The sequence below is a fragment of the Micromonospora sp. NPDC005205 genome (assembly GCF_040608275.1).
Lineage (GTDB): Bacteria > Actinomycetota > Actinomycetes > Mycobacteriales > Micromonosporaceae > Micromonospora.
The window spans coordinates 63,150-69,860 of the sequence record NZ_JBEXHV010000001.1; the positions used below are offsets into that span (position 1 = coordinate 63,150).

Here is a 6,711-nt window from a genome sequence, read left to right on the forward strand (position 1 = left end):
GCTTGCAGGCTACGCCGATCGCGGTCGAGGACCGGTGTGACGGCGGTCGCGTGGGGGCGGCGCCGGGCGGGCCGGGCCGCATCGGGGGGTGTGCGGGGACGACACGGCCCACCCGGCACCTGTGGGGGCGGGAGGTTGTGCTGCCGCGTCGACCCGGCGGGACCGGGCCCGGAGGCCGGCGGTGAACACCGCAGCTCGCGGGGTGACGCTCGCAGCATTGTGGGCCAGCCGGCCGCCCGGAGGGGAGCCCCGGGACGGCCGGCATCGTCGTTCTGTGAGGAACCCGACAGTTGAGTCAGCTGCGGACGGCCTCGACGGCCGAGGCGAGCCGCCGGACGCCCTCGTCGATCCGGTCGGCGGTCACCGCCGAGAAGGCCAGTCGGAGAGCGTGTCGCCCGCCGTCCAGCACGAAGTCACTGCCCTTGACCACGGCGACCCCGCGCTCGGCCGCCGCCGGGGCGAGCCGGTCGACAAGCACGTCCTCCGGGAACTCCACCCAGAGGAAGTAGCCGCCGTCGGGCTCCACGAACCGCGCCTGCGGCAGGTGCCGGCGCAGCGACTCGGCAAGCACCTGGGCCCGCTCGCCGAGCGCCGCCCGAACCGTCTCGATCGAGCGGTCGATGTCACCGGAGACGCAGAACTGGTGCACGATCGCCTGGGACACCATCCCGGGGGAGATGTAGAGGCTCGTCGCGTTCTTCGCGATGGAGGCGATCAGGTCGGCCGGGCCGACCAGGTAACCGACCCGCACACCCGGGCAGACCGTCTTGGTGAAGCTCGACGCGTGCACCACCACGTTGCGGGTGTCCAGCGAGAGCATCGACGGCAGCGCCTCGCCACGGAAGCGGACGTCCGCGTACGGGTCGTCCTCGAAGATCGTGAACTCGTACTCGGCGGCCAGGTCGAGCAGCTCCCGGCGCTTCTCCTCCGACAGCGTCATGCCGGCCGGGTTCTGGTAGTTCGGGATGACGTGCGCGAGCCGGGGGCGGACCCCGGACTCCAGCAGCTTGCGCAGCTCGGCAGTGTCCAGGCCGTCCGGTTGAACGGCGACGCTGTGCAGCTCACTGCCCATCCGCTGGAGGTTGAGCAGCGTCCGGTCGTACGTCGGGCGCTCCACCACCACCGCGTCGCCCGGGCGGACCAGGTGGTCGAAGAGGAACGCGTCGGCCTGGAGCGACCCGTTGGTGACCAGCACCTGGTCGGCCTCGACCCCGTGCTTCTCGGCGATCCACTTCCGCAGCGGAAGGTACCCGACGGAGGTGCCGTACGCCGTCACCCCAGCGGGGTCGGCGTCGAAGGCGCGGACGGCGGCGGCCTTGAGCCCCTCGACATCGACGATGTCCAAGGAGGGAGCCCCACGGGCAAAGGAGATCAACTGCTCGGCGGTCATGGATATTGAGCGTACGGGCGGCGGCGGGGGACGCGCGGTCGGCACGGCGATGTCCGCATCCTGAGCCACCGGGTCGGGTGACGGCATTCCACCGGTCGGCGGCAGATCAGACCGGAAGGGCGAGCGCGTCGTGCTGCGCACCCCGGGAAAGTCCCTCAAGCTGCACGCCGAGCGCGTCGAGGAGCTGACTCCAGTCGAAGTAGGAGCGCCACGCGGTGATCCGACCCTTGCGGGCCCGGACCACGTCGGCCACCTCCCAGCTCACCAGCCGGCCGGTCGGCGCGACGGTGCCGTACGGCGAATGCAGGGTGCCGGTGTGGGTGCCGGTCAGCCGCAGCTCGACCGCGGCGCCACCGCCGGTGCGGACCGCGCCCATCGGGTCGACTCGCAGATCTCCGAAGGCGCCGGTCCAGGTACGCAGCAGGGCGGGCAGCTCGATCGGACGAACCGTCACGCCCGGCATGGCGTAGAACGCCTCCGGGGCGTAGAGATCCGGCAGCCGGGCCACGTCCCGACGCAGGAGCATTGCGTACTGCTGCTCGACCAGCCGCTCCGCGTCGCGCATCGGGACCTCCCCCGCGGGCCACGGCATCTCCGCGCCCGCAAGGGATGTCTACCCATCAATCCGGCCCCGCACACCACCCCCGGTCAGGTGGTGGCGACCGCCTGGCTCTCCGACCAGACCCGCATGATGTCCCGCACGGAGATCACGCCGGCCACCTCCCGGCCGTCCAGCACCACCAGGTGCCGGAATCCGCCCCGCGCCATCGCGGCGGCGGCCTCGGCCACCGTCCACTCCGGCCCGGCGTAGACCACGTCCCAGGTCAGGTGCGCGCCGGTGCGTTCCACGTCGCAGTCCAGACCGGCGCCGATGGCCTTCAACACGTCACGTTCGGTCATGATCCCCACGCCTTCGGAATCCGGGTCGATCACGACCGCCGACCCGACACCGCGGGCCGACATCATCCGGGCCGCCTGGCGGAGCGTGTGCTCCGGACCGACGACGAGGACCTGGCTGGACATCGCATCCCGTACCTGCATCACACATCACCCCTTTGGGACGGTGGCATTCGGTACGGACATGGTGGTCGGTGGATGTTTCCGGGACAAGAGCGGCATCGCACAAGCTGCGGACGCTGGCTACTGTCGGATGGTGTCCACCGAGCCCCTGCGCTGCGCCGGCGCGCTGATCGTCGACCATGACGGCCGCATCTTCTTTCAGCGCCGCTCACCACACCGACGCCTGTTTCCCAACTGTTGGGACATCGTCGGCGGCCACGTGGAGCCGGGTGAGGACATCGACGAGGCGTTGCGCCGGGAGATCACCGAGGAGACCGGCTGGGTCCTCTCCCACGTCCTGGGCCAGGTGGGCGAGTACAGCTACGTCGGCGACGACGGCCTGGCCCGGACCGAGTACGACTTCCTGGTCCGCGTCGACGGTGACCTCGACCGCCCGATGCTGGAGGCCGGCAAGCACACCGAGTACCGCTGGCTGGCCGAGCACGAGGTGACGGTGCTCGACGAGCACCGCGACGTCAACGACGGGCTGATCCGGCGGATCGCGGAGGAGGGCTTCGCCGTCCTGCGGTCGATCGGTCTGTGAACGCCGTCGAGCTGGCGCCCCACCGGATCGCCGGGCTGCTCGCACCGGCCGTGGACCGGACCTTCCGCGCCGGCATCCTGGCCGGCCGGGACGGCGGTGGCGCCGAGTTGTCCCAGCGCTACGGCGGCATCACCGCCACCGGCTTCCTGGTCGACCTGCGCACCCGGCTGGCCGCACCCGGTGGCACCGTCGACGGGCAGGGGTTCGCGGCGATCACCCGCTACCAGGACCCGGTCGCCTGCCGGCGGAGCGTGGACAAGCAGGTGGCCCACGGGATGATCTACCGCGGCCCGGACGGGGCCCTGTCCGCCACCGAGCGGGGCGCAGCGTTCCTCGCCGAGCTGTACCAGGTGCACGCCGAGGTCACCGAGGAGTTGTGGGCCGGCCACGACGACCGGGTGGCCCGGCTGGTGTCCATGCTCGGCCGACTGCTGTCGTACGCACTCGTGCTGGCCGACGAGGAGGCGAACCCGGTCGCCTCCTCGGCCTTCACCGCGCTGGCGCCCCCGTACGAGCCGGACGGCACCCCGTCGGGCGTGCTGCTGCTCAACCGGCTCAGCACGCTGCGACACCACCGGGCCGACGCGCACGCCGCCGCCTGGACCGCCGCCGGGCACACCGCGTCGAGCATCGCCGCCCTGCCGGCCGGTCCCGAGCGGCTCGCCATCGAACTGGAGACCGACCGGCGGGCCGCCGCCCCGTACGCCGCGCTCAGCGCGGAGGAGCGCCTGACCATGCTCGCCGACCTGGCGGCCTTGCCCGGCTGACCCGGTTGGCCGGAGCGGCGCACCCGGCCGGCGCTATCCTCCACCGGTGACCGGAGCAGGACTAGGGAGGATGTCGCGATGATCGGAATGGTGCTCGCGGCCGGAGCGGGACGACGGCTGCGCCCGTACACCGACACCCTGCCCAAGGCGTTGGTGCCGGTGGACGGCGAGACGACGATCCTGGACATCGCGCTGGGCAACCTCGCCGAGGTCGGCCTCACCGACATCGTGATCGTCGTCGGCTACGCGGCGGACGCGGTCGTCTCCCGCCAGGCGGAGCTGGAGAAGAAGTACGGCGTCACGCTCACCCTTGTGCACAACGACAAGGCCGAGGAGTGGAACAACGCCTACTCGCTCTGGCTGGCCCGGGAGTACTTCGCTCGCGGCGTGCTGCTGGTCAACGGGGACACCGTGCACCCGGTGAGCGTGGAGAAGACCCTGCTCGCCGAGCGTGGCCCGGGCATCCTGCTGGCCGTGGACACCCTCAAGCCGCTGGCCGAGGAGGAGATGAAGACCACCTTCGACGCCGCCGGCCAACTCACCCGGATCACCAAGATCATGGACCCGGGCGAGGCGTACGGGGAGTACATCGGCGCGACACTGATCGAACCGCAGGTCGCCGACGCCCTCGCCGATGCGCTGGAGGCGACCTGGCGACGGGACCCGAACCTCTACTACGAGGACGGCTACCAGGAGTTCTCCGACCGGGGCGGGGAGGTGCGGGCGGCACCGATCGGTGACGTCCTGTGGGTCGAGGTCGACAACCACGCCGACCTGGCCCGCGCGCGGGAGATCGCGTGCCGCTACTAGCTCGGAGCGTCCTCACCCCGCTGCACATCGACGTGCGACGCGGGGCGGTCGCCGACCTGGGCGCGATCCTGGCCGACGGGCGGATCTCCTCCGGGGGCGACGTCGCTGTGGTGGTCGGCCCGGGTCAGGGTGCCCAGATCGCGGAGCTGATCCGACCGTCGCTGCGCTCGGCGGACGTGTTCACCGTCTCCGGCGGGACACTGGACGCCGCCGACGACCTGGGCGGCAAACTCCGCGCCCGGTCCTACGACGCGGTGGTCGGCATCGGTGGCGGCAAGACCATCGACGTGGCCAAGTACGCGGCGACCCGCCGAGGGCTGCCGATGGTGTCGGTGGCGACCAGCCTCGCCAACGACGGGATCGCCTCACCGGTGGCCAGCCTGATCACCGACGGGATCAAGGGCTCCTACGGCGTACACATCCCGATCGGGGTGATCGTCGACCTGGACTTCGTGGAGAGCGGCCCGGACCGGCACAACCGGGCCGGCATCGGCGACGTGATCAGCAACATCAGCGCGCTGGCCGACTGGGAGCTGTCCCGGCAGGTACGCGGTGAGCCGGTCGACGGGCTGGCCGCATCGCTCTCGCGGGCGGGCGCCGAGGCGGTGCTCAACCACCCCGGCGACATGAGCGACGACGCCTTCGTGATCGTCCTCGCCGAGGCGTTGATCTCCAGCGGTCTGGCGATGGCTGTCGACGGCACCAGCCGCCCGTGCAGCGGCGGCTGCCACGAGATCATGCACGCGGTCGACTCGCTCTTTCCGGGAACCGCCTCGCACGGCGAGCTGGCCGGGCTCGGAGCGCTGTTCTGCACCTGGCTGCGCGGAGATCTCCGCCGCTTCGGGGAGATGTCGGCCTGCCTCGCCCGGCACGGCCTGCCCCGGCTCCCCGCCGAGGTGGCGCTGACCGACGACCAGTTCATCGAGGCGGTGCAGTTCGCGCCGCGTACCCGGCCCGACCGGTACACCATCCTCGAACACCTGGCACTGTCGCCTACCGAGACCCGGGAGCGGCTGGCAGACTACGCCGGTGCAATCCGCGACCAGCTTGGCTGACCCCCGTCCCACCGTCGCCGACTTCCACCGGGTGAACCGGGGCGGCGGCCTGTTCAGCGAGTCGATCAGCCAGTGGCTGGGGGCCGTCTTAGCGCTCGTCGCCCAGCGGCTCGGGCTGCGACCGACAGCGTTGACAATCACCAACCTGGTGCTCGGACTGGCCACCTCGGTCACCGTCGTGGCGCTCGCCGGCCCGGTCGCCGCCGGGGACGTACCGGCCTGGGTGGTCGGCCTGCTCGCCCTCGTCGGCTGGCAGGTGGCGTACTCGCTGGACTGCGCGGACGGGCAACTGGCCCGGGTGACCGGCCAGGGCAGCGCGGCCGGCGCTCGCGTCGACGTGCTCTGCGACGTGGCCGCGCAGATCGCCCTGGTGGCAGCGTTGGCCGCCACCGCCGTGGCGCAGGAGCCGGCCACGCCGACCTGGCTCGTCGCGACCTTCGCGGGCACCTGGATGGTCAACCTGGTGACGTCCGTGATGCAGGCCGGCCCGAACGCGGCCAGCATGGTCACCTCGACCTCGCTGCCGGTGCGCCTGGTGAAGCTGGTCCGCGACTACGGCGCGGTGATCTTCGTGGCCGCAGTGGTGCTCGCCGTGGCCCCCGCGCTGGTCCTCTGGGTGATGGTCGCCTTCACCATCGTCAACGGCGGCTTCCTGCTGGCGAGCATCGCCTTCTCCGCCCGAGCCTCCTGGTAACGAAGAACGCCCTACCAATGCCTGCGCTCCACCATCACGATCCCGAAGGCAGTTCGGTCTCGCCGTCCTGCGCGCGTTGTCGGCGAAGTTGTTCGAGGACGGCGGTGTCGGCTTCGAGGTCGGGGTGGTCGACCTGCCGGTCGAGGTCGACCACGCGTTCGAGTTCCCGGATCGCCTGGTCCAGGTCACCGCCCGCCCGGTGGACCATCGCAATGTTGTAGCGGGTGACGGCTTCGCCGGCCCGGTCGCCGACCTCCCGCCGGATGGGCAGGGCCTGGTGGAAGTGGCTGAGGGCCCGCTGCCGATCCCCCAACCCGTCGTACACGCCGCCGATGTTGTTCAGGGTGGCGGCTTCACCGGCCCGGTCACCGACCTCCCGCTGGATGGGCAGT

The 6,711-nt window shown here is 71.6% G+C and carries 9 protein-coding genes; 5 read left to right on the forward strand and 4 right to left on the reverse strand.

Annotation, left to right across the window (positions count from 1 at the left end; translation table 11 throughout):
• Positions 1-295 precede the first annotated feature (295 nt).
• The 3 genes from ABZU43_RS00300 to ABZU43_RS00310 form a co-directional block, all read right to left on the reverse strand.
• Complete coding sequence (locus ABZU43_RS00300) at positions 296-1,390, reverse strand: PLP-dependent aminotransferase family protein (protein ID WP_355004451.1); 1,095 nt, start codon at positions 1,388-1,390, stop codon at positions 296-298.
• Positions 1,391-1,496: 106 nt separating this feature from the next.
• A complete protein-coding gene (locus tag ABZU43_RS00305) occupies positions 1,497-1,955 on the reverse strand; it encodes an ester cyclase (RefSeq protein WP_355004452.1) in 459 nt (152 codons plus the stop codon).
• 83 nt (positions 1,956-2,038) lie between these two features.
• Positions 2,039-2,431: a CBS domain-containing protein gene (locus tag ABZU43_RS00310; protein WP_030487774.1), complete on the reverse strand. Its 393-nt coding sequence runs from the start codon at positions 2,429-2,431 to the stop codon at positions 2,039-2,041.
• Between the two features lie 109 nt (positions 2,432-2,540).
• Here ABZU43_RS00310 and ABZU43_RS00315 point away from each other — a divergent pair, with 109 nt between their 5' ends.
• The 5 genes from ABZU43_RS00315 (at position 2,541) to ABZU43_RS00335 (ending at position 6,319) form a co-directional block, all read left to right on the forward strand.
• Positions 2,541-2,993 (forward strand): NUDIX domain-containing protein, encoded by a 453-nt coding sequence (locus ABZU43_RS00315; RefSeq protein ID WP_181518408.1) that lies wholly within the window; start codon positions 2,541-2,543, stop codon positions 2,991-2,993.
• Positions 2,990-3,760 (forward strand): hypothetical protein, encoded by a 771-nt coding sequence (locus tag ABZU43_RS00320; RefSeq protein WP_355004453.1) that lies wholly within the window; start codon positions 2,990-2,992, stop codon positions 3,758-3,760. The genes ABZU43_RS00315 and ABZU43_RS00320 overlap by 4 nt, the downstream gene beginning before the upstream one ends.
• A 78-nt stretch (positions 3,761-3,838) precedes the next feature.
• Entirely contained in the window at positions 3,839-4,570 is a 732-nt protein-coding gene (locus ABZU43_RS00325; RefSeq protein ID WP_355004454.1) for a phosphocholine cytidylyltransferase family protein, read from the forward strand.
• Positions 4,558-5,625, forward strand: a complete 1,068-nt coding sequence (locus tag ABZU43_RS00330; protein WP_179781433.1) for an iron-containing alcohol dehydrogenase family protein — start codon at positions 4,558-4,560, stop codon at positions 5,623-5,625. The genes ABZU43_RS00325 and ABZU43_RS00330 overlap by 13 nt, the downstream gene beginning before the upstream one ends.
• A complete protein-coding gene (locus ABZU43_RS00335; protein WP_355004455.1) occupies positions 5,600-6,319 on the forward strand; it encodes a CDP-alcohol phosphatidyltransferase family protein in 720 nt (239 codons plus the stop codon). The genes ABZU43_RS00330 and ABZU43_RS00335 overlap by 26 nt, the downstream gene beginning before the upstream one ends.
• 34 nt (positions 6,320-6,353) lie before the next feature.
• Here ABZU43_RS00335 and ABZU43_RS00340 read toward each other — a convergent pair.
• A partial coding sequence (locus ABZU43_RS00340; RefSeq protein WP_355004456.1) for a tetratricopeptide repeat protein occupies positions 6,354-6,711 on the reverse strand: 358 nt, incomplete at its 5' end.